This is a genomic window from Halomarina pelagica (genome assembly GCF_024228315.1).
In the GTDB taxonomy this organism is placed as follows: domain Archaea; phylum Halobacteriota; class Halobacteria; order Halobacteriales; family Haloarculaceae; genus Halomarina; species Halomarina pelagica.
In genome coordinates this window covers 2773741-2797824 of the sequence record NZ_CP100454.1, presented here as the reverse complement: position 1 = coordinate 2797824, position 24084 = coordinate 2773741, and the positions used below count along the sequence as shown (strand labels likewise).

Here is a 24084-nt window from a genome sequence, read left to right as displayed (position 1 = left end):
CGCGTACCGCGTGTATGTCTACCACGATAGCTGACACCCTCGAACGGTCGGCGGCCAAGTACCCGTCGAAGGACGCCGTCGTCTACCCGCGGCGGGGCCAGCGCTTCACGTACGCCGAGTTCGACGAGCGGGCGAACCGCCTGGCGAACGCCCTCGCCGACCTCGGCGTCGAGAAGGGCGATCGGGTCTCGACAGTGCTGTTCAACGGGAGCGAACTCGTCCTGACGGTCTACGCCTGCGCGAAGCTCGGGGCGGTGTTCAACCCGCTCAACTACCGCCTCCCCGCGGGCGAGATCGAGTTCATCCTGAACGACGCCGGGTCGAGCCTCGTCGTCTTCGAGGCGGGCACCCGCGAGGCCGTCGCGGGAGCGCGTCCGGACCTGGAGACGGTCGAGGAGTACCTCTACGTCGACGGCCCGGCGGCCCCGACGGCCGAGGGGTCGGACGCTCCCGACGGCGAGACGCCCGACTTCGCCCGCGACTTCTACGAGGTGCTCGCGGGCGGCGACGCCGCCCGGCCGGACGCGGACGTGGCCGAAGACGACGTCTACGCCTTCATCTACACCTCGGGGACGACGGGCCGGCCGAAGGGCGTGGTCCACGAGCACCGCGACATGGTCGAGCACAGCCTCGTCTGCATCGCCGAGAGCGGCATCGACAGGAACGCCGTCGGGCTGTCGGTCCTCCCGCTCTATCACTGCGCGGAACTCCACGCCAACCTGTTCCCGCGCGTCCACGTCGGCGCGACCTCCGTCGTCCACCACGAGTTCGACCCCGCGGCGGTCCTGCGGGCGATCGAGGAACACCGCGTCACCCAGCTGTTCGCCGCGCCGACGGCCTGGAACGCGCTCCTGCAGGTCGCCCCCGAGGTGGACGCGGACGTCTCCTCGCTCGAGATCGGCTTCTACGGCGCGTCGCCGATGCCCCGCCGCGTGCTCGAGGGGTGTATGGAGGAGTTCTGCGAGGACTACCTGCAGGCCTACGGGATGACCGAGATCGGCCCCTGTGGGACGTTCCAGCACCCCGACGAGCAGCTCCCGAAACTCGGCTCGGCGGGCCTGCCCGCGCTCAACCACGACCTGCGGATCGTCACGCCGGACGGCGATCCGGGCGACGAGGTCGAGGCGGGAGCGGTCGGCGAGATCCTCTTCTCGGGGCCGTGCACCATGCGCGAGTACTGGAAGCGCCCGGACGCCACCGCCCGATCGCTGCGCGAGGCAGACGGGAAGACGTGGTACTACACCGGCGACCTGGGCTACCGCGACGAGGACGGGTACCTCTACGTGGTCGACCGCAAGGACGACATGATCATCTCCGGCGGCGAGAACGTCTACCCGACGGAGGTCGAGGACGCGCTGTTCTCGCACCCGGACGTCGTCGAGGCGGCGGTCGTCGGCGAACCGGACGACGAGTGGGGCGAGCGCGTCGTCGCCTTCGTAGTGGGCGATACGACGGCGGAGGCGCTCGATTCGCACCTGCTCGGGAGCGACGACGTGGCGGACTTCAAGCGCCCGCGGCGGTACTACTTCGTGGACGAACTCCCGAAGAACCCGAGCGGGAAGGTTCAGAAGTTCAAGCTCCGCGACGAGGAAACGGGGGAGGAAGGACAGCCCGTCTGATCGTCTACCATCGTTCGAACTTTTCTCTCATGACGAATCGTTGGTGCGTTATCGGAGGAATTCTCGAACAATGCTAACCGTCGTCGCAGGAATTAAGCCCTCTCCGACGCGCCTGAAGCCATGGAGTTAGGTGACGTACAACGTGTCGCGGTACTGGGCGCGGGCAACATGGGCCACGGCATCGCCGAGGTCGTCGCGCTCGCCGGCTACGACGTGCGCATGCGGGACATAGAGGAGGACATCGTCCGGGAGGGCTACGAATCGATCGCCTGGAGCCTCGAGAAACTCGCGGAGAAGGGCCTGATCGACCAGGACCCCGAGGAGGTGCTCTCCCGGATCGACACCGCCGTCGACCTCGGCGAGACGGTCGCGGACGCCGACTTCGTCGTCGAGGTCGCCCCCGAGCGGATGGACCTGAAGCGGGAGATCTTCGCCGAACTCGACGATCTCGCGCCCGAGCACGCGATCCTGGCGTCGAACACCTCCTCGCTGTCGATCACGGAGATCGCCTCCGCGACTAGCCGCCCCGAGCAGGTCGTCGGGATGCACTTCTTCAACCCGCCGGTGAAGATGGACCTCGTCGAGGTGATCTACGGCGAGCGGACCACCGACGAGACCGCCGAACTCGCCTACGCCTTCGTCGAGTCGATCGACAAGACCCCCATCTACGTCAGGAAGGACGTCAACGGCTTCGTCGTCAACTCCGTGCTCGGGCCGTTCGGCGACGAGGCGGCCTGGATGGTGAGCGAGGGTGAGGCCACGATCGAGGGGGCCGACGCCGCGATGGTCCACCGGAAGGGGTACCCGATGGGGCCGTTCGAACTCTCGGATCTCACGGGCATCGACATCGGCTACCACGTCCGCAAGGAGGCGGGCAAGCCGATCCCGCCCATCGTCCAGGAGAAGGTGGACGCGGGCGACCTCGGGCGGAAGACCGGGCGGGGGTACTACGAGTACGAGGAGGGAGACGGCCCGACCTACGAACCCGGCGACGGCGAGGGCTTCGACACGCTGCGCGTCGAGGCTCGGATGATCAACGAGGCGGCGAAGCTCGTCGGGAACGACGTCGCGACCGCGGAGGCGATCGACACCGGGATGCGCCTCGGCGGGGGCTACCCCGAGGGACCGTGCCGACGGGCGGACAAGTACGGCCTCGATACGGTGCTCGACAAGCTCAGGACGCTCCACGAGGAGACGGGCGAGGCGCGCTACGAGCCAGCCGACTACCTCGTCGAACTGGTCGAGTCGGGGCGGACCGGCGAGGAGGCGGGCGCGGGCTTCTACGACTACGGCGGCGACGGCGGGCGCGACTACCAGTTCCTGAACCACGAACTCGACGACCGGGGCGTGCTGGCGGTCGAACTCGACCGTCCCGAGCGGCTGAACGCCCTCTCCCAGGACCTCATGGAGGAGATCACCCACCTCCTGAACGACGCGGACGCCGAGGAGGTGCGCTGTGTCACGTTCGAGGGCGCGGGCGACCGGGCGTTCTCGGCGGGGGCCGACATCGGGGGCTTCGGCGAGTTGCGTCCCACGGACGCGATGGACGTGACCGAGATGTTCGAGACCGTCGCGTCGTTCCCGCGGCCCACGATCGCGAAGATCGACGGGTACTGTCTGGGCGGGGGCCACGAACTCGCGCTCGCCTGCGACCTCCGCATCGCCACGGCGGACTCGGAGTTCGGCTTCCCCGAGATCACCCTCGGGCTGATCCCCGGCGGCGGCGGCACCCAGCGCGCGATGCGGATGCTCACGGAGTGTCGGGCGAAGGAACTCGTCTTCCGTGGCAACCGCATCGACGCGGAGCGGGCCGAGGAGTGGGGGCTGATCAACCGCGCCGTGGACGGAGAGGAGTTCGACGACGTGGTCGCGGAGTTCGTCGACGACGTCGTCGAGGGACCGCCGATCGCCCTGGAGGTCGCCAAGTCGGTCATGGACGAGGGCGCGGACGCGAGTCTCGACGCCGGGCTCAAGCTGGAGAGCCAGGGCTTCGGCCTCCTCATCAGCACCGACGACGCGGCCGAGGGCACCGCCGCGTTCGCCGAGAAGCGCGACCCCGAGTTCGAGGGGCGATGAGCGCGGACGCCGATTGCGACGCCGACGCGGCCGAGCGCCGTCTCCGCGCCGAGGTCGGCGATCACGGCCTCTTCCGGTGGCTCGACCTGGACTTCGCGGTGCTCGAACCGGGGCGGGTCGCCATGACGATCCCGTTCGACGAGAAGTTCGCCAACCTCGCGAGCGGGACGATGCACGGCGGGATCACGGCGACGCTGATCGACACCGTGAGCGGGTTCGCCCTGCGTTCGACCTTCGAGCGCCCCGAGACGACCTTCCTCACGACGACCGACCTCAACGTGCGCTACGTCCGGCCCGCTCGCGGCGACGTCCGCGCTGTGGGCGAGGTGGTCCGCGCCGGGCGCTCGATGGGCGTCACGGAGGCGACCGTCACGAGCACCGCGCCGGACGGGACTGAGAAGACCGTCGCCACCGGCGGGACGACCTACCGGCTCTTCCGGGGTGAGGGCGATGAGTGAGGGGGCGGGAGAGAGCGTCTTCGAGCGCACGGCGGTCGGCAAGCGCGTCACCACGCAGGGGCGTACGATCACCGAGGCGGACGTGACGAACTTCGCGGGCGTCAGCGGCGACTTCAACCACCTCCACACCGACGCCGAGGCGATGGCCGAGTCGGACTTCGGCGAGCGGATCGTCCACGGCGCGCTCGTCTTCTCGGTGATGACGGGGCTGCTCTGGCAGTCCCGGACGACCGCCGAGCGGGACGCCGTCGTCGCCTTCTACGGCGTCGATCGGCTCCGGTTCCGCGCGCCGACGTTCATCGGCGACACCGTCCACGTGGAACTCGAGGTGACGGACAAGGAGCCGCGCGACCACCCCGTCGGCAACGGCGTGCTCACCTACGACGCCGAGGTGGTCACCGGCGAGGGGACGGTCGTGCTGTCCTGCGAACTGCGGTCGCTCGTCGTCTGATCAGTACGGCAGCAGCGCCAGCGCCGCCGTCGCCCCCGCCTCGGGCGCGTACTTCAGCGCGACGTAGGCCAGCGCGAACAGCGTGGCGTTGTACGCGCCGTGGATGAGCGACGGGACGACGATGTTGTCGGTCGCCTCGTAGGCGACGGCGAACACGAGCGCCGGGAGCGCCAGTCCGGTGATGTAGACCGCCCGCCCGCCGGGCGTCCCCGAGAGCGAGGGGTAGTGGATGACGACGAAGATGAGCGTCGCCAGCCCGATGCCGAGCGCGGGACCGAACGACTCGCGGAGCCGCCCCTGGACGATGCCGCGAAAGAGGAGTTCCTCGCCGGGACCGATCAGCAGGAACGACGCCGGGATGAGCAGGAGGAGCAGTTCTGGCTCCGGTCGGACGAGGCCGATGACGTCGTTCTCCGCGGAGCGAACGTCCGCGACGATCCGGAGGATCGCGACGGCGAAGTTGGCGACGAGCGCAAGCGCGTAGCCGCTCACCACCCAGACGAGATCGCGCTTCGTCGGGACGCGGACGCCGACGAACGACAGCCCCCGTCCGCTCAGCCAGAGGTAGAGGCCGGCGACGAGGAGGACGCCGACGCCCTGGACGAGCAGCAGCGACAGCACGAGGCTGAGACCGCGGGTGATCGGTACGCCGGCGGTGGCGAGCGTGAGACCGGCGACCTGAACGAGACCGACGCCCACGCCGAGACCGACGGCGGCCAGGAGGACGGCGGCGACGACCGCGACGACGTAGGACGCGTACGAACGATCGGCACCCGACGAAACGACCATACCCCGGAATACGGGCTACCCGTCCAAAAGCCTACGCTCCGCACGCCCGCCGGAGTTCGATCGCTCTCGCTCACTCCCGATAGAGGCTCTCTAAGATCGCCGGGTCCGTGCGGAACTTGAGGACGTTGTGGACGACGGAGTTGCGGATGTTCTGGATGGCGTGGCCGTGTTCCTTGTAGAACTCGTGGATCCACTTCGACTCGGCAGAGCGGTTGGGGAACATCATGACAGACTTCCACTGGTACTCGCCGTCGGAGAGGAACATGAAGAGGGTGTTCGGCGACTGGCAGATGGCGTCGAGCGCGTCGCGCCACGTCTCCGCGAAGTGCTCGGGATTGAGCTTGAACTCGAACATGCCGAAGATGAAGTACTCCTCGTTCGGGACGATCGCCTCGCGAAAGACGCCCTGCTCGCGCATCCCGCGGATCGACTCGCTGACGGTGACGTGCGAGACCTCGATGCCGTACTTCTCCTCGAGGATGCGCGCGAGTTCCCGCGAGGAGAGCTGTGAGTCCGCCGAGAGTTCCTTCAGGATGAGGACGTCCCGCTCCTTGAACTCCCAGTCGGGGGCCTCGTCCGGGTCGGTGTTCGTTCCGGGGCTGCTCATAGCGGTGCCTCCCCGTCTTCGACCGTGAGACTTTCGATCATCCGAGGAACTCCCGGCAGGCCTCGAGGTACGCCTCGGGGCGGTCCTCGACGACCCAGTGGTAGGCGCGCTCGAGTTCGACGACCTCGCCGCCGAGGTCCGCCGCGAGGCGCTCGCCGTACGAGAGCGGCTGCATCCGGTCGTCAGCGCCCCACAGGCACAGCACGTCGGCGTCGATCGCGTCGTAGTCGATCTCCGTCGTGTGGTTCGTGTTCGTGGCGACGGCGGCGCGGGCGAGCGCGCGGCGGCCGCCCTCCGCCAGCCACGGTGCCTTCATGCCGTCGAGCCACTCTGGGTCCGCGTCGTCGCCGTGGAGCCCGTCGGCGAACGCGAAATCCAGCTTCGCCTCGAATTCGTCGGGGGCCATCTCCGCGGTCCTCGGCAGGCCCATCGTGGTGACGAACTCGACGGGCCAGGAGTCGTAGCAGACCGCGTTCGAGAGGACGAGCCTCTCCACCCGGTCCGGTTCGTGGGCCGCGTAGCGGAGCGCGACGCCCCCGCCGATGTCGTGGGCGACCAGCGAGACGGTCTCGAGGCCCAGCCCGTCGATCAGGTCGGCGACGGCCAGCTCCTGGGCGCGGATCGAGCGGTCGAAGCCGTCCCGCCGGTCGCTGTTGCCGTAGCCGACGAGGTCGGGGACTATCGTCCGAACGTCGTCCGCGAGCGGGGGCGCGATCCGCCGCCAGAGGAACGACCACGTCGGGATGCCGTGGAGGAAGACGACGGGGTGGCCCTCGCCCTCGTCGTAGTAGGCCATCGACACCTCGTGGCCGTCCACCTCGACGGTCGTCTCAGCCTGGGCGTCGGTCCAGGCGCGGTGGTCGGGACCGTTCGCGGTGTGATCGGGGTCGGTCATCTTCGGGGCTCAGAGGATGCGGTCGGCGATGATGTTCTTCTGGATCTCGCTCGTCCCCTCGTAGATCTTCGTGATGCGGGCGTCGCGGTAGTAGCGCTCGGCGGGGTAGTCGGTGACGTAACCCGAGCCGCCGAACACCTGGAGCGCGTCGTCCGCGACCTCGACCGCGTTCTCCGAGGCGAACAGCTTCGCCATGCTCGCGTACTTCATGCCGCGGTCGCGGTCGCCCTCCTCGGCGTAGCCCGCGGCGCGGTAGGTGAGCGAGCGGGCGGCCTCGACCTTCGTCGCCATGTCGGCGAGCTTGTGGCGGAGCGCCTGGAACTCGCCGATCTTCTGGCCGAACTGCTCGCGCTCGTTCGCGTAGTCGATGGCCGCGTCGAGCGCGCCCTGGGCCGCGCCGACCGCCTGGGAGGCGACGCTCGCGCGCCCCCCGGCGAAGAAGTTCATCAGCTGGTAGAACCCGCGGTTCTCCTCGCCGATGAGGTTCTCCTCGGGGACGCGCACGCCGTCGAGGACGATCTCCGCGAGGTCGGAGGCGCGGATGCCGAGCTTGTTGTCGATCTTCGTCGGCTCGAAGCCGTCGGCGTCCGTGGGGACGAGGATCGCGCTGATGCCCTTGTGGCCCTCGCCCGGGTCGGTCTTCGCCATGACGACGCCCACGTCGGCGACCGTCCCGTTGGTGATCCACATCTTGTTCCCGTCGATCACCCACTCGTCGCCGTCGCGCTCCGCGGTGGTCTCGATGCCGGCGACGTCAGAGCCGTGGGCGGGCTCGGAGATGCAGGAGCAGGAGACGGCCTCGCCCGCGGTGATCTGCGGGAGCCACTCCTCCTTCATCCACTCGTCGCCGAACCGGGTGATCATGGACGTGCCGAAGCCGGCCGACCCGACGGCGCTCCCGATGCCGGGGTCCGCCCGCCACAGTTCCTCCGTGACGACGATCGTCGAGAGCAGGTCCATCCCCGCCCCGCCGTACTCCTCGGGGACGTTGGGCGCGACGAGGTCGTACTCCGCCGCCTTCTTGCGGATCTCCTCGGGGTACTTCTTCTGCTCGTCGTACTCGCGCGCGACGGGCACGATCTCGTTCTCGCCGAACTCGCGGACGGCGTCCCGGATCGCCTCCTGTTCGGCCGTGAGCTGGAATGCCATGAGGGGGAGTTAGCTTCCGACGTAAAATAGCCTCGGGTCGATCTCGAACACTGGTAAGAGATGTGACTACTCGCCGGTGAACTCGGGATCGCGCTTCTCCGTGAACGCGCTCGCGCCCTCCCGGTGGTCGCGCGTCTCGAAGACGGCCGCCTGGTGGGCCGCCTCGCGGGTCATCGCCTGGTCGAGCGACTGCTCCAGACCCTGGTTGAGCGCGCGCTTCGACGTCTCGAGGGCGACGGTCGGCCCCTCCGCGATCGAGCGGACGAACTCGTCGGCCTCCGCCTCGAAGTCCTCGTAGACGTGGTTGAACAGCCCGAGGTCGAGCGCGTCCTCGGCGTCGAGCAGTTCGCCCGTGAACACGAGTTCCTTGGCCTTGTTCATCCCGACGACGCGCGGGAGGAAGTAGGACGTGCCGGTGTCCACGGCGAGACCGACCTGCCTGAAGCCGAAGCTGATCTTCGCCTCCGGGCTCGCCACCTGCACGTCGCAGGCGAGCGCGAGGTTCGCGCCCGCGCCGAAGGCCACCCCGTCGACCGTGGCGATCGTCGGGAGGTGGAACGTCGCCACGCGCTCGATCGCGCGGCTCGTCTCCTGGTGGATGCGCCGGACCGACTCCGCGAGCGTCGCCTCGCCGGACAGCCGCGCCGCCATCGCGTTGACGTCGCCGCCCGCCGAGAAGCTGCCGCCCGACCCCGTCACCACGAGCGCCCGGGCGTCGCTCCGCTCCGCCTCCTCCAGGCGCTCGATCATCGCGGTCGAGACCTCGTGGGTGATGGCGTTGCGCACGTCCGGGCGGTTGAGGGTCAGGGTCGCGATCCCGTCCTCGACGTCGAGGAGCACTGGTTCGTCGCTCATGGCACCACCACGGGAGGCCACCCTAAAAGGTGTTACCGGACATGACACTTTACGGGATAGATACAGAGTCGTAGAATCTGTAACGACGTTTTCTGGTGCTGACCAGATGCTTTACAATGTGCGCCAAGTCAGGGTCCTTCATCGGTCTGACCGCGCTCGAAGATCCGGCCGACGTGCTCGTCCAGAAGGATCTTCGTCGAACGGGTCACTTCGCGCGTTCCTTCGGTTTCAGCGATTCGTCACGGACGCGGTCGAACGCGGTGCGGTTCTCGCGTCGTAACTCACGGTTCCCGCCGGTCACTCACCGCCTCGCAGCTCGAACTTCTGGACCTTGCCGGTGGTCGTCCGGGGGAGCGCCTCGACGAACTCGACCTCGCGGGGGTGTTTGTACTCCGCGAGGCGCTCCAGGCAGTACTCGCGGATCTCTTCCTCGGTCACCGCCGCGTCGGGCGTCGGCACCACGAACGCCTTGACCGTCTCTCCCCGGCGCTCGTCCGGGATGCCCACGACCGCGGCGTCGGCCACCTCGGGGTGCTCGAAGAGGAGTTCCTCGACCTCGCGGGGGTAGACGTTGTACCCGGCGGTGTTGATCATGTGCTTCGCGCGGTCGACGACGTAGAAGAAGCCGTCCTCGTCGTGGTAGCCGATGTCGCCGGTGTGGAACCAGCGCGTGCCGTCCTCCTCGGTGAAGGCCTTCTCGTTCGCCTCGGGGAGGCCGTAGTAGCCCTTCATCACGTTCGGGCCGGCGACGACGACCTCGCCGGTGACCCCGTTCAGGTCCACCTCGCTCTCGTCGACGGCTTCGCCGTCTTTTCGAGGTGTCTCCGACACCTCGCTCTCGTCGACGGGGCCGCGCTCGACCGGCGGCACGTCCTCGAACGCGCCGTCCACGACGCGCGCCTCGACGCCGTCGATCGGCTTGCCGATGCTCCCCGGGCGGCGAGCGCCAGGGCGGTTGGCGTGCGTGACGGGGCTGGTCTCGGTGAGCCCGTAGCCCTCGAAGAGGTCCACGTCGTACAGCGCCTCGAAGCGGCGCATCACCTCGATCGGGAGGCTGCTGCCGCCGGAGTTGGCGAACCGGAGCGACGAGAGGTCGAACGACTCGGCGTCCGGCTGGTTGATGAGGTCGTTGTACATCGCCGGGACGCCGTGCATGATCGTGATTCTCTCCTCCTCGATGAGCGACACCGCCCGCCGGGCGTCCCAGCTCGGGAGGGGATAGTACGCCGCTCCCGCGAACAGCGTCCCGAGCATCGTCACGGTCATCCCGTAGATGTGAAACAGGGGGAGGACCCCGAGCATCTTATCGTCCGGCTGGAACCCGTCGGGCATCAGCGCGCCCGTCGCCCGGGCGTTCCACCCGAGGTTCTCGTGGGTGAGCATGACGCCCTTCGGCTCGCCCGTCGTGCCGGAGGTGTACGGCTGGACGGCCACGTCGTCCGCGTCGCGCTCGACGACGGGGAGGCCGTCGCCCGCGAGGAACGCCTCGAACTCGGTCGTCTCCTCCGCCGCGCCGCCAACGCTCACGACGTGTTCCACGGCCGTCCCCTCCCGCGCGGCGAGGACGTTCGGGACGAGGTCGGCGAGCGTCACGACGGCGCGCGCGCCGCTGTCGGCGAGCAGGTGCGAGATCTCCCGCTCCTTGTACTGCGGGTTCATCGGGACGACGATGCCGCCGGCGCGCAGGGTGCCGGTGAAGGCGGTGACGTACTGCGGGAGGTTGGGGAGGTAGATACCGACGCGGTCGCCGGGGTCGATCCCGCGCTCGGCGAGGGCGGCGGCGAAGCGACCCGCCCGCGCCCAGAACTCGGCGTAGGTCAGCGTCCGTCCGTCGTAGACGACTGCGGGTGCGTCCGGACGCGCGTCGGCGGTGGATTCGATGTCGGAGACGAGATTTGCCATGAACCACCGTGACAGTCTGGGCGGGAGGAGTTAGGTGTTGTGCGTCGTGGCAACGCCCAGCCCAGCCCGAAGGGGAGGGGGCGGGAGACGCGGGGTTGGACGGTCCACGCGTCGGTTGCGCGAATCCTTCGAGAACGGTAGTGCTGACGGGGAGGCGGTCGAGAGAGAGGACGGCGTAGCGGTCAGTCGTCGGCCGTCTCGGCCACCGTCGCGCCGTTAGTGAGTTCGATGCCGCCGTGAACGTCCACCTGCGGGTAGGGGATGTTGATGCCCGCCTCGTCGAAGCGCCCCTTGACGTTCGTGACGTACTCCCCGCGGACGCGCACGAAGTCGGCGCGGGAGGGGTCCGCGATCCAGAACCGCGACTGGAGGCCGACGTAGGAGTCCGCCAGCTCAGTCAGGCGCACCGAGGGCGCGGGCGTGTCGAGGATCTCCGCGTGCCGCTCGGCCTCCTCGACGATGATGTCGGTCGCCCGCCCGATGTCGTCGTCGTAGCCGATGCCGAACAGGAACTGCAACCGGAGCTTGTCCTTCGCGACGGGGTTCTTGATCACGTCGTCGGTGAGCGTCGAGTTCGGTACCGTGAGCAGTTCGTTGTCGAAGGTCCGCACGCGCGTCACGCGCAGGCTGATGTCCTCGACGATGCCGGAGTACCCGTCCCACTCGATCCAGTCGCCGATGCGGAACGGCCTGTCCGTGTAGATGAACACGCCCGCGACCAGGTTCTTGAGGACGTCCTGCATCGCCAGCCCGACCGCGAGCGTCGCCGCGGCCGCCACGGTCGCGATCGAGGTGAGGAAGCCGTCGTAGCCCGCGAACCCGAACGCGATCGCCACCGCGGCGAACGCCACGAGGACGTGGACGACCCGCACCAGCGGCTTCTTCGCGTGCACGTCCACGTCCCGCGAGTCGAGGACGCGCCCCGCGAGCGGCAGGACCGTCGCCCGACCGACGGCGTAGACGGCGACGAAGGCGATCACGAAGACGATGGCCGAGCCGATCGCGTTGGCGATCTGGCCGTCCAACCCGAACGCGTCCGCGAGCACCTTCGAGACCGCACCGGTCGCTCTCGCCCCCGACTGGAGGACTCCGTCCTGCGCCATCAGTGGAAGACCGCGGTGTGTCCCCGCGTGTCGACGAGGTCCGCACCGACGCGCTCCGCCAGGTCGGCCGCCAGCTCCTCCGTCGTCGTTCCGCCGCGCGACGCCCGGAGGAACTTCACCTTCACGAGGTCGGTCTCTCGCAACTGGTCGCGAAGCTCCTCGGCCACCGGTTCGATGCCTCCCTTGCCGACCCAGACGGTCACGTCGAGGTCGTGTGCGCGCGCCTTCAGGTCCTCGTTTGCCATCACACGTCGTATCGACGCGACGACTTTGAACCTTGTCAGTTGGGTCGGGTGCGCTCGGTCGCGTTGGCGTCGTCCCGCTCCTCGCGCCGCGGCCGGTACGGGTAGCGCTTCTGCGCGCCGCAGTCGCAGGTGACGACCGTGTGCCCGTCCCGCAGGCGGACGCGGGCGTTCTTCCCCGGTCGTAGGTAGACGTCGCAGGCGTCGCAGGTGAAGCGCTTGAACGTCCGCGGCAGGCCACAGCGGTTGCGCTCGGCGATCCGGCGGGCCCGCCGCACGTACGCCCGCGAGCGGTCCTCGTGGCCCTCCGCGACGGCCCGTCGCGCGAGGGCGTGGAGCCGCTCGATGCGCTCCTCGGGGATACCCATGGTCGATCCACCCGGCGGGCGTACATCCGCGTTGCGTTGTGCTCCGAAGTCGGTACGGTTAATCGCCGCCCGCGAACAGCGACGGTATGCGCGTCTGTCACTACCTCGAACTCGAATCCCCCCTCGCCAGGAGCGGGATCGGCACCTCCGTCGCCCACCAGCGGAAGGCGCTCGCCGACACCGACGTGGAACTGCTCGTCTCGCCCTGGCGTGGGGGGACGCCGGGGCGGGCGCTCTCTCACGCGCTCGTCGGGGACGGCGCGTTCGACGAGTTCGACCTCGCGCACTGCAACGTCGTCGGGCCGGGGTCGGTCGCGGTCGCCCGACACGCCCGGCGGAACGACCTCCCCCTCGTCCTCCACGCGCACGTCACGAGCGAGGACTTCGCCGAGAGCTTCCGCGGTTCGACCGCGGTGGGACCCCCGCTCCGTCGCTACCTCCGGTGGTTCTACTCGCGGGCCGACCTCGTGCTGTGCCCGAGTGAGTACACGAAGCGGGTGCTCGAGTCCTACCCCGTGGACGCGCCGATCAGACCCATCTCCAACGGTGTGGACCTCGAGTCGCTGGCGGGCTTCGAGGCCCTCCGCGGGGAGTACCGGGCGCGCTACGACCTGGAGGGGATGGTTGTCTTCGCGCTCGGCAACGTCTTCGAGCGCAAGGGGTTGACGGACTTCTGCCGGCTCGCCGAGGCGACCGACTACGACTTCGCCTGGTTCGGGACCTACGACACCGGGCCGCAGGCGAGCCCGACCGTCCGGCGGTGGACGCGCGACCCCCCGGAGAACGTCACCTTCACCGGCTGGGTGGACGACAAGCGCGGCGCGTTCGCCGCCGGCGACGTGTTCTGCTTCCCGGCGAAGGTCGAGAACCAGGGGATCGTCGTCCTGGAGGCGATGGCCTGCGGGAAGGCGGTCGTCCTCCGCGACCTCCCCGTCTTCCGCGAGTTCTACACCGACGGCGAGGACTGCTTGCTGTGCGAGACGCGGGCGGAGTTCCGCGCGGCGCTCGATCGGCTCGCGAGCGACCCCGACCTGCGCGAGCGCCTCGGCGAGAACGCCCGCGAGACCGCGGCCGAGCACGGCCTCGACCGGGTGGGCGAGGAACTCACGGCCGCCTACCGGAGAGTCACAAACGATTAACCCCAGGGCGGTGGACTCTCGTGAAATGCGACCGGACGTGGCCGTCTTCACCGACACGTACCTCCCGACGGTGAACGGCGTGACCTACACCATCGAGACGTGGAGCGACCGCTGGCGTCGCCGCGGGGGGCGGATGGACGTGGTCTACCCGAGGAGCGACCACGCGCCGAGGACCGGCGAGTACCCCGTCTTCAGCCTCCCCTTTCCCTTCTACGACGGCTTCCACGTGGGCCTCCCTCGGATCCCGAGCGCGGTGCGCGACGTGGACCTCGTTCACTCGCACACCCCCTTCGGGGTCGGACTGGCCGGGTATCGCCTCTCGCGGCGGCGCGACCTCCCGTTCGTCGTCTCCTTTCACACGCCCACCTCCGAGTACGCCGACTACCTCTTCGACAGTCACCTCGCGAGGGTCGTCTCGCGCGCCGCCAACGACTACGAGACCGCCTACCTCAACCGCGCGGACCACGTCGTCACGCCGAGCCAGAGCGCCCGGGCGAGGCTGATCGAGCGCGGCGTCTCCGCCCCCGTCACCGTCGTCCCGAACGGCATCGACGTCGAGCGGTTCGCCCCCGCAGACGGCGACGCCTTCCGCGCGAAGTACGACCTCCCCGACGGCCCGCTCCTCGGCTACACGGGCCGCCACGGCCAGGAGAAGCGCCTGCAGGACGTGATCGCCGCCGCCGAGGGCCTCGACATCCCGGTCGTCTTCGGCGGCGACGGCCCCGCGCGGCCGATGCTCGAATCGCGCGCGGCCGAGTCGGACGCCGACGTGCGTTTCCTCGGCTTCCTCGACCGCGACGAACTCCCCGGCTTCTACTCCGCGCTCGACGTGTTCGTCTTCCCCAGCCCGGTCGAGACGCAGGGGCTGGTCGCGCTGGAGGCCAACGTCTGCGGAACGCCCGTCGTCGGGGTGGACGAGGGAGCGCTCGCCGATACCATCGAGGAGGGTTCGACCGGATACCACTACCAGCCCGGGGACGTCGACGGCTTCCGGCGCGCCATCCGACGGACGCTCGACGAACGCGACCGACTCCGCGCCTCCTGTCTCGCCACTCGCGAGCGCGTGAGCGTGGAGCACGCCGTGAACATTCTCGAAACGGTGTACTCTATCGTGTTGGAACAGTACTGAAGAGCTATACGTCTCCGGCCGAGTCCTCACCGCATGGTACGCGAACTGTTCGCGTCGCGGCTTCGCGTCGTCGCGGCGGTCGCGCTCGTGCTCGCCGCGAGCGTGGGCGGGGCGCTGGTCACCGGCGTCGTCGGCGCACCGTCCGTCACTGGCGTCGAGAATCGCTTCGGCGCGGTCAACGAGTCGCGGACGGTCGTTCACACCGACCTGCACGTCCGGAACCCGAACCCGATCGGCGTCCGACTCGGCGGGACGACGGTGAACTACACGGTGGCGATGAACGGGGTCGTCCTGGCGAGCGGCGAGAAGGATGGCGTCCACGTCGAGTCCGGGAACGCGACCCTCTCGTTCGTCACGTCGATGGACAACCGGCGGATTCCGGACTGGTGGGTGACGCACGTCCGGAACGGCGAGACGACGCGCGTCCGCGTCGACGCGCGGGTGCACTCCTCGCTCCTCGGGCGGACGTTCGCCGTCCCGCAGGAGCGCACGGTGGAGACCGACGTGATCGGCCAGTTCCGCTCGACGGAGGACCGGCCGGTTCGCGCCGACTCCCCGCTCGCGCCCGATCCGGTGCTGATCGTCCGCGAGACGGACGCGCGGTGGGGCGCGGTGACCGACGAGCGGACGCCGATCGAGACGCAGTTCGTCGTCTACAACCCCAACGCCTCGCCCTACGTGCTCACCGAGATCGGATACGAGGTGACGATGAACGACGTCCCCGTGGGGAGCGGGGCGAGCGAACGCTCGCACGTGATCGAGCCGGGAACCGAGGAGGCGATCGACGCGACGACGGCCATCCGGAACGCCCGCCTCGACGAGTGGTGGGTCTCGCACCTCGAACGGAACCAGGTGACCGACCTCCGCATCGACTTCTACGCGACTCTCGAACTGCCCTCCGGCGCGACGATCCGTCTCCCGCTCGATAGCCTGACGTACGAGAAGACGATCGAGACGGACGTCTTCGGGACGAAGGACGCCGCCGACGGGGCCGAAGCGAACGCCTCGGCGGAGGGCGGCGTGAACCGAACGACCGCAGGGGGATCAGACGCCGGCGAGGGGGACGGGGACTCGTCCGCCGCGACCCCCTCGGAATCGAACGGGAGCGCGTCGTCCGCGCCCACCGACGAACCGGACGACGGCTCCTCGCCGACGGACGACGGTACTGACGGTGGCGACGGCGACGACGGCGGCCTCCTCTCGGCGCTCTCCCCCGCACGCGCCGGAAACTGACGCGCCGGCACCGCTCGTGCGCTTTTTCCCCGAGCGCCCCGGCTCCGACCGCGAACCGCGCTCGGAGATCCATGTGTGCGGAGACGGGAGAAGGGAGACGGGAGAAGGGAGAAGGGAGACGGGAGACGGGAGAAGGGAGAAGGAAGAAGGGAGACGGGGCGAGAAGAGTGGCCGACTGACCTACCGGATCGTCGTGTGCTCGCTCTCGGCGTTGAGCGCGAGGTTCGTGGCGATCTCGGCGTTGCGGACGGCGTACTGGGCGGTCTGCTGGAGGCTGACGAGCACCTCGCGCACCTCGAGCAGGTCCTCGTTCGGCATCTCGGGCAGTTCGCTCAGGATCTCCTTCTCGCGGTCTCTGATCTCGGCGAACAGGCGGCGCACCTCGATCGCCGTGTCGTAGTCGCGTTCGACCGCGCAGATCACGCCCTTCTCGGTGATCTCGTTCACCTGGTCGGTGAACTCGCGGATCTTCCGCATCGTCGGCTGGTCGACTTTCAGCTCGTGGCCCTCGGCGTTGAGCGCGATCTCGGCGATGTCCTCCGCGTTGTCGGCGGTGAGTTCGAGGTTCTTGGCGATCGAGCGGTAGCCGATGAGCGCGAAGCCGTCGTCGAGCCCCAGGGCGTTCGTCAGGTTCGGGTTCTGGAAGGCGGTGAAGATGAGGCGAAGCAGGAGGACGAAGATCTTGTTCGCCTGCCGCTCGCGGTTGAGCGCGCGCTGGGCGAGGTCGGGGTTGCCGTGGGCGAGCGCGCGGATCGCCTCGTTGCGCATCGTCTGGCCCGTCGCTTCGAGACGTTCGAGCAGGTTGTCGAGCGTGAAGTCCTCCGGGTCGACCGAGCACCGGATGGCGATGCGGTCGGGCGTCTCCTCGATGACGCCGAGGCCCATCAGTTGCGTCTCGGCGTTGTAGACCGCGTTGATGTGCGCGCTGTCGAGCGTCTCGCCATCCGGGGCCTCCACGTGGATGACCCGCCGCCCGAGGACGTACTGGGCGATGATGGCCCGCTCGACGGCGTCGGCGTCGAGGCTCCCCGCGTGGATGATCGCCTCGCTCTCCTCGCGCTGGACGGACTCGGGCATCACCGTGAGCATCCCCTTGCCGCCGATGCGGATCGAGACCTCGTCGCCCTTCTCCACGTTGTACTGCTTCGCCCACTCCGCCGGTAGCGTCATCGCCAGCGTCGAGGGACCCAGCCGCTGGACCTTCCGCGTTTCCATGCACTCGGATAGCGCCCCGAACGCCCTTAAGGATATCTCAACATGGCTAATCTAACAGTCGAGTATAATACTGATAGTCACTCACACGACCGTCGAGACGGTTCACACGAGTTCCACGAGTCGCCGCTCGAATCGGCCGGTTCGCACGCGGTGCCAGCCCCGGAGTTCCTCGTCGAGGTCGGGGTCGCCGGTGTCCGCCCGCAGGACGCCGATCCCGTCGAGTTTCGACCGCGAGGCGACGATTAGCACGTCCGACCGACGGAGCACCGCGGGCGAGAGCTGCTGGTTACCCCGCCCGAAGACGAACCCCTGTCCGCCGATGGGCGAGACGACGACGACGTTACGCTCGGAGAGCGCGTCGAGTATCTCGCGCTCCCCGCCGTCGCGGACGAGCACCTCCCCGTCCCGCCAGACGTCCACGCCGAGCGGCGACCCCTCGAAGCCGAGTTCGCGCTCGATCGCGCCGACGGTGCTCCCCGGGCCGAACACGTAGGTCGTCCCCGGTTCGACGTCCTCCGCGACGCCCGCCGCGAGCGACTCGACGCTCCCGCCGCCCAGTTGCTTTCCCGCCTGTACCTCCTCGGCGACCGGGACCGAGACGACGGCCTTCAGTTCGGTGTGGACCTCCCCCTCGCGGTAGTCGTCCTCGTCGATGTCGTTGACCTCGCGGGCTTCGACCCGCTCGTAGGTGGCGGCGATCCGCCCCGCGGCCCGCGGGGTCACCGCGAAGACCGAGGAGTAGACCTTCACCCCGGCCGGGACGCCGAGCATCGGCGTCTCGACGCCGGCGGACTCGATCGTCTCGGCCACGTCCACGGCGGTGCCGTCCCCGCCGACGAACAGCACGAGGTCGACGCCCGCCTCCAGGAACGCCGCGACGGCCGCCCGGGTGTCGGACGCGCCCGTCTCCTCGCCGTCCGGGCGGCCGACGACCGTCGGGTCGAACCCCGCGGCACGCGCCTCGGATGCACCCATCGGATCGCCGTAGGCGAGGAGGTCGACGGTCCGGTCGCGCTCGAACAGGCCATCGAGGGCCTCCCGCGCGCGATCGGGTGCCCGCGCCTCCGCGCCGCGCGCCAGCGCCTCCTCGACCTTCCCGTCCGTCCCCTTCAGCCCGACCCGGCCGCCCATCCCCGCGATGGGGTTGAGCACGAACCCGATGCGTCTCACGGGGTGGCGTACTCGGAGGGGCCGCAAAAGCGTCGCGGACGGCGTCCGCCGCGAGGGTGGGACGAACCCGACGCCGTGACCCTCGTGACACCCGTTCGGTCAGAGAGCGGTGACCGTCACCGCCTCGCCGAGGTATAACGACGGTTAAACGGATCTATCTGTTACCTTTATCGATACATTCAGCCCCGACGACGTCTCCGTATCGCCGCGTTCCCGGTTGAGAGGGTGGAGAACGCTCGTTCGAGGGTTTTCGTTCCGATCCGCTGTCTTACAGAGCCAGTCGAGTTTCGGTTCTCCGACTACTACTCGGTAAAATGAACTTAGCAGGGATTCTGGAACGTGTCGCGGTTCGTGTCACCTCCCTCGACGATTCTGTGTCGCCGTTCGACAGGTAAGAGGCACTGAAACGCCACGAATCGAGTGATTGAGGATCCTCTGTACTCCAGATTAACTGGACACTCAGGTGTATAACTTCATTTATAACTAATTCACCCTGTCGGGTGTAATTGCGTGAGCTATGACAAAAGACGAAGCGGACCGGAGCGATAGCGTGTCACCGGACGGCGGCATCGAGGGGGGAGCGCGGGGCTCCCTCCAGGCGACGCGGCGATCGTTCTTAGCAGGAAGCGGCGCGCTCGCGTCGGGGATGGCCCTCGGCGGCGGCGCGTTCGGCGTCCTCGACGGCGACGAGAGACACGTCCCCGACGAACCGAAGAAAGACGGAAAGGTCCGGAAGTTCACGGTCCACGCCATCGAGGTAGACATTCCGTACAACCAGTTCGGCCTCCACCAGCCGAAGGGGGCGATGTACGTCCTCGACGAGGACCTGAAGGCCGCGCGCAAGGCCTCTGGAACGTTCCCGAACGACGCGTTCGAGGCGATCGACGGCGACGAACAGCGCGTCGACTTCTACTCGGGCTCCGACGCCAAGGAGCAGTGCGAGGACACCGCCCACATCGACATCGACCACCACAAGCACCACCAGCACCCGAAGGGAGCCGATCACGATCACCACCACCCCGACGGGGCCGACCAGCACCACCGCCACCGAAAGGACGGCGGGCACGACCACGAGCGAGGGACCCACCATCACGGCGGTGACGACCACCCCGCGGGCGATCCGCACGACGACGGCATCGACACGTCGGTGCTGCGCCCGCTCGTCATCCGCGCCAACGAGGGCGACATCGTCGAGATCGAGTTCATCAATCACCTCGATCGCCACGCGTCGATGCACCAGACGGGCCTGCCCTACGACGTACAGGAGTCCGACGGCGCGAAGGTCGGGTTCAACGCGGACACGACGGTCGCGCCAGGCGAGTCGATCACCTACCGCTGGTTCGCCGCCCACCAGGGGCCCCACTTCTTCTACGACCTCGCGAACCCCGCCATGGACAGCGCCGAGGAGCCACCCCAGGAGGCGAACCTGCTGGCCCGAAGCCTGTTCGGGACGATGATGGTCGAGCCCGCGGGCGCGACCTGGACCGATCCGTTCACCGGCGGGGAGATCCGAAGCGGCGTCCAGGCCGACATCCACGACCCCGAGTTCATCGGGACGAGCTACCGCGAGATCGTCGTCCACTACCACACACCCGAGGGGCTCGAACCGCGGGTCGATTTCCCCGGGACGGACAACGAGCAGACGATCCACGCGATCAACTACCGGGCGGATCCGACGGGCCAGCGGGCCGATCCCGACCGCGCCGAGGAACTCGACGTGGAACCCGAACTCCTGGAGGAGTTCTTCTACAACTCGTGGATAAACGGCGACCCGGGCGGCGGCGACAACACCTACCCCGTCTACAAGGGCGACCCGATGAAGTTCGTCGCGGTCGGGGCGTCCACCGAGGAGAACCACGTCCACCACCTCCACGCCCACCGCTGGAAGACGATCCCCGGGCGCTCGGACTCCGACACGATCGACTCCCAGACGATCGGGCTGGGCGCGGCCTACCCCGTCTACTTCGTCGTGGCCCACGGCGAGGCGCAGGGGTCGGAGGCGTCCGGTCCCATCGAGACGGTGCGACCCGAGATGACGTTCGAGGAGGCGTTCGAGATCGGCGCGGGCGGCGCGCACGGCACCGCCGGCGACAACCTCTTTCACTGTCATCTCTTCCCCCACTACGGCGAGGGGATGTGGGGAAGTTTCCGCATCTTCGACAAGGAGCAGTGCGGCCTCCAGCCGCTGCCGAGTACGACCATCGCGGACGACCCGGTGCCCGACGAGGTGCCGTTCCCGCGGGGTATTCTCCCCGAAGACTCGCCGATCCCGGGCTTCCCCGACTTCATCCCCAACGAGGTCGGCAGTCCGCCGCCGGACTCGCCGCTCGCGACTGGACCGAACCCCCTCGAAACGGGTCGCCAGCCCACGCCCGAGGAGGAGGAGGCACTGGGCGAGATCGTCCCCGGCGCGCCGTACGCGGACCCCTGCGATCCCTGGATCGACAACACGAAGTTCGGTGGGCCGCCCGCGGGCAAGGACGCGCCAGTCAGTGAGTTCACCATCGTCGCGCTTCCCGCCGACGTCGTCTACAACGACAACGGCGATCACGACCCCGACGGGATCGTCTACGCCTTAGAGGAAGACGCGGAGGCGATCCGCACCGGCGAGATGAACCCCGAGCCGCTGTTCATCCGCGCGAACGTCGGCGACTGCGTCGAGATCACGCTCAAGAACGAAACCGAGCGGCCGGTGTCGATCCACCCCCACTTCGTGAGCTTCGACCTGCTGGGGTCGGACTCGCTCGCCAACGGCTACAACTACGATCAGGACACCGAGCCCGGTCAACAGCGGAGTTACCGGTGGTACGCGGACGAGGAGGGGCCGATCTACTTCCACGACCACATCTTCGGCATCGACGACGTGATGCACGGCGAGTTCTGCGCGCTCATCGTCGAACCCGAGGGCTCTGAGTACCTCGATCCGTACTCGGGCGAACCGATCGAGAGCGGCGCGCAGGCGATTATCAAGACGCCGAAGGGCAAGGACGACTTCCGCGAGTTCTGTCTCCACCTCCACGACTTCGCCCAGCTCGTCGACCGCGACGGCGAGTTCATCAACGACGAGGAGGAGCACAACGAGAACGCGGGGACGATGGCGATCAACCTCCGGAACGCGCCGGTCTACCAGCGCGGCGACCCCGACCCGGCCTACTCGTTCAGTTCAGCGGTCCACGGCGATCCGCCGACGCCGCTGCTCGAAGCCTACTCGAACGACCCGATCCGGATCCGGCTGATCCAGGGTGCCTGGGAGGAACAGCACAACTTCCAGATCCACGGTCGCTTCTTCGAGACGGAAGGGTTGGCCCGCGAGGACACGGTCTCGAACATCATCGGTACCTCCGAGCAGTTCACGTTCTTCGTCGATCCACACGACGCGGAGCACGAGACCGACTTCGATCGGATGGACAACCCGTTCGGCCTTCCCATCCAGGACTACCTCTACGGGACGGGCATCATCGACGATCGGTGGACGGGGATGTGGGGGATCCACCGCGTCTTCGACGCGAAGACCCCCCACCTCAAGCCACTCCCCGATCGGGGCCCGCCGAAGGGGAAGAAGATCACGAAGAAGGACCTCAAACGGATGGGCCACTTCGCGCCCTTCCTCGGGCTCAAGCGCCTCGAGCGCCTCGGCCAGCGGGCGAAACTGCTCTACGACGAGGACGACTGTCGGGCGTTCCCGCCGGACAAGGACGCCCGCCAGAACAGGAACGTCGGCGAGGTGCCACCGAAAGCGCCCGACCCGGGCGATCCCTGCCCGGACGACGCGCGAGTGCGACGGTTCGACGTCACGGCGTTCCAGACGGAGATCGAGTTCAACGAGTACGGCGATCACGACCCGTTCGGGATCGTCTACGCGCTCGACGAACACGTCGAGGACATCAAGTGCGGCGACCGTCCCGCCGAACCGCTGGTCATCCGGGCGAACGAGGGCGATTGTATCGAGATCAACCTCACGAACGAACTCCCGTGCGATCTCGACGACGACCACGCACACCCGCTAATGCGGATCGAACAGCCGTGGGATCCGTCGAGTCGGATCTCGCTGCACGCCCTGCACACTGACTACGACGTGAACGGGTCGGACGGTGCCACCGTCGGGTTCAACTTCGATCAGACGGTCGCGCCCGGCGAGACCATCACCTACCGCTGGTCGCCCCACGAGAACCACCCCTTCGTCGCGCTCTGGGACACGGCGGACCTCCGGAGCCACCGCCACCACGGTGCCTTCGGCGCGCTGGCGGTCGAACCGCCGGGTGCGACGTGGCTCGACCCGCGGACGGCCGAGCCCGCGCCGACGGGCGACAGCGTGATGCTCAAGAACCCCGACGGCTCCGACAGGCGGGAGTTCACGCTCCAGATGAGCGACGCCCGATTCATCATCAACGAGAACGACCCCGACAACTGCGTCGTCCCGCCTGGTCCCGACACGGAGAACCCCGACGCCCCCTGTAACCAGATCGGCGACCGCGAGGATCAGGGCTACCCGGCGATCAACAACCGGTCGGAGCCGTTCATCCGTCGGTTCGAGAACAACCCGGCCCAGCACCTGGTCTTCGACTCGGAGACGCACGGCGATCCAGCGACGCCGATTCCGCGGGCGCTGCTCGGCGACGAGGTCAGGTTCCTCGTCGGGAAACTCTCCGACAAGGCGCGGGGTCTGTCGTTCCACATCTCCGAACATCAGTGGCGGCGCTTCACCGACGTGGCGGACTCGCCGATCATCGGCGTCGACGACAAGTTCACGGTCGGGAGCGCCGAGTTCCTGGACATGGTCAGCGGCGCTGGCGGCCTCGCGGAGAGCACCGGGGACTTCCTCTACGGTGAACTCAAGGAGCGCCGCCGCCTCGAAGGTGGCTTCTGGGGGATTTTCCGCGTGCGGAAGAACCCGGCCGAGTTCGAGACGCCCATTCACCCGCTGCCGGAGATGGCGAAGAAGATGGGGCTGACGCCGGACGAACGCCCCGGCTGGAACGTCCTCCGAACTGATCTCACCGGCTCGGGGACGAACGATCTGGTGATCGGCGTGCCGCGCAGCGACCTCGCGGGGGTGGACGCGGGGGCGGTCTACGTCTTCGAGAACGGGGCCGGGCGGAACGTCACGGACCTCTCGACGGCCGACGGCGTCTTCGTCGGCGAGCCGGGCGAGCGCGCCGGCATCTCCCTCGCGACCACGGAGCCGCCGGATGGCGAGGATGCGCTGGCGGCTCTCGTCGTGGAGACGGAGGGCGATACGACCTACACCGTGCCCGCCGGACGGGGACTGCGCGAGGCGCTGGCCGACGTGCCCTGGGAGGGACTCGGGCCGATGCTGACCAACGCGACCAACACCTCCATCAGCGTGGTCGCGGGCCTTCCGGAGGTCAGCACGACGTAGTTCGCCCGACCACGGCTCCATCGAACCGGAATCGGATCGCAGCCGAGCGGTTCGCGGTGGAGGCGATCCGTCGCCGAGGATTGGCGAGGCCGACGAGGGTCGAACGCTCCGTAGCCGTCCGCCGCGGAACGTATCGCTTATGCCGCCCCCGTCGGAACCCGCGTCTATGTACGTGATCTTGCAAGAGGGCGTTCAGGCGGGCGTCATCGACCTCGCGGGCTACGTTATCGGCATCGGTGGCATCGCGCTCACCGCCGCGTGGCTCTCCTACCTCTACCGCTAGCCGGCGGGTGCAATCGAGCGC

At 68.5% G+C, this 24084-nt stretch carries 19 protein-coding genes; 8 read left to right on the top strand and 11 right to left on the bottom strand.

Annotated elements, in window-relative coordinates; translation table 11 throughout:
* The first annotated feature begins 14 nt into the window (after nucleotides 1-14).
* The 4 genes from NKI68_RS14535 to NKI68_RS14520 all read left to right on the top strand — a co-directional run bounded on the left by NKI68_RS14535 (nucleotide 15) and on the right by NKI68_RS14520 (nucleotide 4604).
* Nucleotides 15-1619: a long-chain-fatty-acid--CoA ligase gene (locus NKI68_RS14535; RefSeq protein ID WP_254543829.1), complete on the top strand. Its 1605-nt coding sequence runs from the start codon at nucleotides 15-17 to the stop codon at nucleotides 1617-1619.
* A gap of 120 nt (nucleotides 1620-1739) precedes the next feature.
* The gene (locus NKI68_RS14530; protein ID WP_254543828.1) at nucleotides 1740-3695 is read left to right on the top strand and encodes a 3-hydroxyacyl-CoA dehydrogenase/enoyl-CoA hydratase family protein; all 1956 of its coding nucleotides are present in this window, start codon (nucleotides 1740-1742) and stop codon (nucleotides 3693-3695) included.
* Nucleotides 3692-4153 (top strand): PaaI family thioesterase, encoded by a 462-nt coding sequence (locus NKI68_RS14525; RefSeq protein ID WP_254543827.1) that lies wholly within the window; start codon nucleotides 3692-3694, stop codon nucleotides 4151-4153. The genes NKI68_RS14530 and NKI68_RS14525 overlap by 4 nt, the downstream gene beginning before the upstream one ends.
* On the top strand, nucleotides 4146-4604 hold the full coding sequence (locus NKI68_RS14520) for a MaoC/PaaZ C-terminal domain-containing protein (RefSeq protein ID WP_254543826.1): 459 nt from the start codon (nucleotides 4146-4148) through the stop codon (nucleotides 4602-4604). Before NKI68_RS14525 ends, NKI68_RS14520 begins: the two co-directional genes overlap by 8 nt.
* On the opposite strand, the gene NKI68_RS14515 is transcribed toward NKI68_RS14520, so the two are convergent.
* The 9 genes from NKI68_RS14515 to NKI68_RS14475 form a co-directional block, all read right to left on the bottom strand.
* Entirely contained in the window at nucleotides 4605-5393 is a 789-nt protein-coding gene (locus NKI68_RS14515) for a CPBP family intramembrane glutamic endopeptidase (RefSeq protein ID WP_254543825.1), read from the bottom strand.
* 70 nt (nucleotides 5394-5463) lie between these two features.
* Nucleotides 5464-6000, bottom strand: coding sequence for an Lrp/AsnC family transcriptional regulator (locus NKI68_RS14510; RefSeq protein WP_254543824.1), 537 nt, complete (start codon nucleotides 5998-6000; stop codon nucleotides 5464-5466).
* Nucleotides 6001-6037: 37 nt separating this feature from the next.
* Nucleotides 6038-6895: an alpha/beta fold hydrolase gene (locus NKI68_RS14505; RefSeq protein WP_254543823.1), complete on the bottom strand. Its 858-nt coding sequence runs from the start codon at nucleotides 6893-6895 to the stop codon at nucleotides 6038-6040.
* 9 nt (nucleotides 6896-6904) lie between these two features.
* Nucleotides 6905-8044 carry an acyl-CoA dehydrogenase family protein gene (locus NKI68_RS14500; RefSeq protein WP_254543822.1) on the bottom strand — a complete coding sequence of 380 codons (1140 nt, stop codon included), beginning with the start codon at nucleotides 8042-8044 and terminating at the stop codon, nucleotides 6905-6907.
* A gap of 66 nt (nucleotides 8045-8110) precedes the next feature.
* Nucleotides 8111-8899 carry an enoyl-CoA hydratase/isomerase family protein gene (locus NKI68_RS14495; RefSeq protein ID WP_254543821.1) on the bottom strand — a complete coding sequence of 263 codons (789 nt, stop codon included), beginning with the start codon at nucleotides 8897-8899 and terminating at the stop codon, nucleotides 8111-8113.
* A gap of 297 nt (nucleotides 8900-9196) precedes the next feature.
* Complete coding sequence (locus tag NKI68_RS14490; RefSeq protein WP_254543820.1) at nucleotides 9197-10801, bottom strand: long-chain-fatty-acid--CoA ligase; 1605 nt, start codon at nucleotides 10799-10801, stop codon at nucleotides 9197-9199.
* A 182-nt stretch (nucleotides 10802-10983) separates the two neighbouring features.
* On the bottom strand, nucleotides 10984-11904 hold the full coding sequence (locus NKI68_RS14485; protein ID WP_254543819.1) for a mechanosensitive ion channel family protein: 921 nt from the start codon (nucleotides 11902-11904) through the stop codon (nucleotides 10984-10986).
* Nucleotides 11904-12149: a YhbY family RNA-binding protein gene (locus tag NKI68_RS14480; RefSeq protein ID WP_254543818.1), complete on the bottom strand. Its 246-nt coding sequence runs from the start codon at nucleotides 12147-12149 to the stop codon at nucleotides 11904-11906. The genes NKI68_RS14485 and NKI68_RS14480 overlap by 1 nt, the downstream gene beginning before the upstream one ends.
* A 35-nt stretch (nucleotides 12150-12184) precedes the next feature.
* Nucleotides 12185-12514: a ribonuclease P protein component 4 gene (locus NKI68_RS14475; protein ID WP_254543817.1), complete on the bottom strand. Its 330-nt coding sequence runs from the start codon at nucleotides 12512-12514 to the stop codon at nucleotides 12185-12187.
* Between the two features lie 86 nt (nucleotides 12515-12600).
* On the opposite strand from NKI68_RS14475, the gene NKI68_RS14470 reads away from it, so the two are divergent.
* From NKI68_RS14470 to NKI68_RS14460, 3 genes are read left to right on the top strand one after another with little or no spacing between them, the layout of a single operon-like run.
* Nucleotides 12601-13653, top strand: a complete 1053-nt coding sequence (locus NKI68_RS14470) for a glycosyltransferase family 4 protein (protein ID WP_254543816.1) — start codon at nucleotides 12601-12603, stop codon at nucleotides 13651-13653.
* A gap of 25 nt (nucleotides 13654-13678) precedes the next feature.
* Complete coding sequence (locus tag NKI68_RS14465; protein ID WP_254543815.1) at nucleotides 13679-14782, top strand: glycosyltransferase; 1104 nt, start codon at nucleotides 13679-13681, stop codon at nucleotides 14780-14782.
* Between the two features lie 33 nt (nucleotides 14783-14815).
* Complete coding sequence (locus tag NKI68_RS14460) at nucleotides 14816-16015, top strand: LEA/WHy family protein (RefSeq protein ID WP_254543814.1); 1200 nt, start codon at nucleotides 14816-14818, stop codon at nucleotides 16013-16015.
* A gap of 180 nt (nucleotides 16016-16195) precedes the next feature.
* Here NKI68_RS14460 and NKI68_RS14455 read toward each other — a convergent pair whose 3' ends face one another.
* Nucleotides 16196-17230, bottom strand: coding sequence for a phosphate signaling complex PhoU family protein (locus NKI68_RS14455; protein ID WP_254543813.1), 1035 nt, complete (start codon nucleotides 17228-17230; stop codon nucleotides 16196-16198).
* A gap of 102 nt (nucleotides 17231-17332) precedes the next feature.
* Nucleotides 17333-18400, bottom strand: a complete 1068-nt coding sequence (locus tag NKI68_RS14450; protein WP_254543812.1) for an ATP-NAD kinase family protein — start codon at nucleotides 18398-18400, stop codon at nucleotides 17333-17335.
* A gap of 517 nt (nucleotides 18401-18917) precedes the next feature.
* Between NKI68_RS14450 and NKI68_RS14445 the strand changes: the two genes are divergently transcribed.
* Nucleotides 18918-23780: a multicopper oxidase domain-containing protein gene (locus tag NKI68_RS14445; protein ID WP_254543811.1), complete on the top strand. Its 4863-nt coding sequence runs from the start codon at nucleotides 18918-18920 to the stop codon at nucleotides 23778-23780.
* Nucleotides 23781-24084 lie beyond the last annotated feature (304 nt).